Annotated in this window: 5 protein-coding genes; 4 read left to right on the top strand and 1 reads right to left on the bottom strand. The window is 49.1% G+C overall.

Features of this window, described 5'->3' with window-relative positions; all coding sequences use genetic code 11:
* The 3 genes from HMPREF3143_RS18310 to HMPREF3143_RS18305 form a co-directional block, all read left to right on the top strand.
* Window positions 1–737 (top strand): DUF1983 domain-containing protein (locus tag HMPREF3143_RS18310; RefSeq protein WP_139145878.1); only part of this gene is annotated, 737 nt, incomplete at its 5' end.
* Complete coding sequence (locus HMPREF3143_RS25130) at window positions 731–1,033, top strand: hypothetical protein (protein WP_045336281.1); 303 nt, start codon at window positions 731–733, stop codon at window positions 1,031–1,033. The genes HMPREF3143_RS18310 and HMPREF3143_RS25130, both read left to right, overlap by 7 nt.
* On the top strand, window positions 1,030–1,671 hold the full coding sequence (locus tag HMPREF3143_RS18305) for a hypothetical protein (RefSeq protein ID WP_045336279.1): 642 nt from the start codon (window positions 1,030–1,032) through the stop codon (window positions 1,669–1,671). Before HMPREF3143_RS25130 ends, HMPREF3143_RS18305 begins: the two co-directional genes overlap by 4 nt.
* Here the strand turns inward: HMPREF3143_RS18305 and HMPREF3143_RS25800 are convergent.
* Window positions 1,636–2,004 carry a hypothetical protein gene (locus tag HMPREF3143_RS25800; RefSeq protein WP_127913812.1) on the bottom strand — a complete coding sequence of 123 codons (369 nt, stop codon included), beginning with the start codon at window positions 2,002–2,004 and terminating at the stop codon, window positions 1,636–1,638. The two genes, HMPREF3143_RS18305 and HMPREF3143_RS25800, sit on opposite strands and share 36 nt — an antisense overlap.
* A 131-nt stretch (window positions 2,005–2,135) precedes the next feature.
* On the opposite strand from HMPREF3143_RS25800, the gene HMPREF3143_RS18300 reads away from it, so the two are divergent.
* Window positions 2,136–3,302, top strand: coding sequence for a tail fiber domain-containing protein (locus tag HMPREF3143_RS18300; RefSeq protein ID WP_070533957.1), 1,167 nt, complete (start codon window positions 2,136–2,138; stop codon window positions 3,300–3,302).
* The last annotated feature ends 140 nt before the right edge of the window (window positions 3,303–3,442 follow it).

Raw genomic sequence — 3,442 nt, 5'->3', positions numbered from 1 at the left:
ACGATAACGCCGATGATTATCTGGGTGATATCGCAGACGATTTCCTAACATCTGCCGACGGGGAACGCCTCACCGGTGACATCGATACCAACATTGAGGGAATACTGCAGAACGCCCTGGCGAACCACGGAACAGTTGAGCACCAGTGGGCACAATACGGGGAAGTGCGTGCCGATATTCTGGTGGTTAAAACGACGATTGCTGAAGTTGATAATGCAATGGCCGAACTGTCAACGCAGGTGCAGGCGCAGATTGATGATGTTACTGCAGCACTGGAGGACAAACTTACCGCCGTCGTTGATGCCTCTGGCGCTTCGGCTATCTACACCCTCAAAACAGGCGTGAGGATAAACGGCATCATGTATAACGCCGGGATGTCGATTGCCGTTCTGGCGCAGGCAGGGCAGCCGATTGTTACCCGAGTAGGTTTCAACGCTAACCAGTTCGTGCTGATGAGTGGCAGTGGCGATACCCAGTATTCGCCGTTCGCTGTGGTTAATGGACAGGTCTTTATCAGCTCAGCGTTTATTCAGGATGGCACGATCACCAATGCCAAAATCGGTAACTTTATCCAGTCCAACAATTATGTTGCAGGGGCGCAGGGATGGCGAATTGATAAAAGCGGGACGTTCGAAATTAACGGCGTAGCTGGAGGGGGAAGAATGCTGATATCCAGCACCCTTATTCAGATTTACGACAGCAACAACGTGCTGCGCGTCAGAATGGGGTTATGGTAATGCCACAAGGTTTGCAATGCTGGGATAGTGCAGGGCGTATTGCTGTAGATCTTACTGATTATGCAATCAGGTATATAGGGAGCACTTCTGTAACGTTTGCAGCCGGAGAAACGGTTAAAGACGTTTACTTTTCGGGTATAACTCAGGATGGCTCATTTATAACGATTGTAACGACGGGGGTAACTGCGAATGAATATTATTGCCGCGCTTTTAATGGCGGCTTCACTGCATTCTATTTACCGATCACTGGCAGTCCTGCATTCACTTTAACAGTTGAGGTTTATAACTTTCAATGAGCGGTTTCGAAGTTTACAACAGTGACGGAAAGTTGCTTGTTGACTCTCAAAACAGGTCCACCCTTTTTTATGATCAACGCTCGCTGGGTGCTGTTAACGATAAAGGGTTTTACCGCGTGGATAGCCCGTTCGGTGACGGAAGTACGCTCGGTTTCACCCAGCAACAATTCTGGAATGACGGAACCTTGCGGTGGCTTAAACTGGACGTAAACAAGTATGGTTTACCCGGAGCTGAGCTTCTTGAAGACAATGCAGGCAGCATGATCCGCACGACGAGAAACATCGGAATGCAGAGCGGTTACCTGGATGTTTTCGATGGTGCCGGGAACCTCATCTGGAGCGCAGCATCAGCATCGAAAATGCCCCGGGTTGTTGGCTTCTTTGATGTCCCGGCAAACTATGACCTTCAGAACAATACCTTTGCGTTAAACCTTAGCTTTACCCCGTGGATTCTTGTGAATAACTGCCCCGGAAACCTCAGTGATGATGGAGGAGTAACAGGTTACTCAGGCATTGCTCTGAAGTGGACTGGCTCGCAACTGCAGGGCCGATACATCTCAAAAAATCAGCGCAGCTGGAGCCAGACACTTCAGGGGCGTGGGTTACGAATCCCCATCGCTCAGTTTGTCGGTATTTGATGCAGGTGGAACGCGGGGGTAATGCGTGGCGATCATGTTTTGCTTAACCCCCTTTGATGGCTCGAATCGGTACACGACATTAAATTTATCTGCTTTCTTATAGCAAATATTACTCAGCCGCTTATTAATATGACGGCTAAAAATACCATTGCTGCTATCGGAAATAACGTTAACTTCCCTTTTAACGCAGTCGATGTTGACGTGAATATCACCACCAAGTGATAGGCGTGCCGCATCTACTGGGTAATCCATTTTGAAATTATATTCTCTTTCATGACCAGAGCAGCCAAACATAAGTAATGTAATAGCTGTGATTAGAATACGAGTTTTCATGTAATTCCCTTTTGTTGTTATGGGTGAATTTTAATCTAAAGATGTGTTTTTTCTCAAACACAAAAGGGTTTTTATCCTCAAAAATTTGACCTCGCTCTGGCGGGGTTTTTTATTGCCCGAAAGGAGCGCATATGTCTGCAGGAACTATCAACCTGACAAATGGGTCCGCTGTTGTTGGCGGTGCCGGAACCTCATTCGCAACCGAACTCGCCGCAGGTGATTTCATTGTTTCGACTGTGGGCGGTGTGCCCTACACGCTGCCGGTGAAAACGGTCGACAGTAACACCCAGGTGACGCTGGTCAGCAACTTTACCGGGCCAACGCAATCCGGCGCTGCTTGGTCAGCCGTCCCCCGCGTTGCGCTGAACATGGTAACTGCCGCGCTGGTGGCACAAAGTGCAGAAGCGCTGCGTGGACTGAATTACGACAAACAGAACTGGCAGCAAGTATACAGCGCCGCCGGAAACATCACAGTGAAGCTGCCAGACGGCACTACCTTCACCGGCCCGTCATGGAAATATCTGTCTGACAATATGGCGACTAAGAGCGGCGGGGCCGTACCTGTTAACCAGGGCGGTACCGGATCGACAACCGAATCAGGCGCTCGCATAAACCTCGGTTTAGGAAACAGCGCTACCAGGGACGTTGGATCAGCGGCGGGAACGGTCGCCGCTGGGAATGACAATCGGCTCAACACTCTTGAAGGTAAAACGGGAGGGGGGATCACAGGAGCTGTGATTGCTAAAAGAACTTCTGATTCCAACCCCGCGTCCGGTGGCGAGCTTGAGTCAGTTCTTCAAAACTCTGGCGGATCTGCCCTTTCACAGTTTCACATGTTTACTCAGATGGCTGGGAATACCCGATATGGATTTCTGCGTGTATGGGATACGTCGACATTTAAAGACTGGTACTTTGACCATTCAAGCGGAAATGCTTACGCTGCCGCGGCATGGGTAAATAACTCCGATCGCCGAATAAAAGATAAACTCACCCCAATTGAAGACGTATTTGAGAAAATGAAAAAAATACGTGGTTATACCTGGGTGCGGAAAGATGACCAGATGAAAGGCTCTTTTGGGATTGGCTTTGTGGCCCAGGAGGTGCAGGAGGTGTTCCCTGAAGCTGTATCACATTCCCGGGAGGGTTCTTTGACAGTAGATGGACAAGTGATAGAGAAACCATTAGCACTATCACCTGGTGATGTAGCTGCAGCTCTTCACCACGAAGCCATTCTCATGTTGATGAGTAAAATCGAAGAACTAACGGGAAAAGTTGAGGCGATGCAGGCCGGGAGCTGAATAATCCGCTACCGGCTTATGAATATATTACTGAGCCAATAACAAATTATCGACCTGTGCTTTAAGCCTTTCAATCTCATCCATGAGAGCAAGGATCGCTTCATGGTGAAGTGCTGCAGCCACACCGTAGGTATCAGGGC

It is taken from the genome of Enterobacter sp. HMSC16D10, from assembly GCF_001807145.1.
GTDB classification, from domain to species: domain Bacteria; phylum Pseudomonadota; class Gammaproteobacteria; order Enterobacterales; family Enterobacteriaceae; genus Enterobacter; species Enterobacter roggenkampii.
Note: the sequence above shows the minus strand (reverse complement) of the source record. Positions and strands in the feature narration are given on the sequence as shown.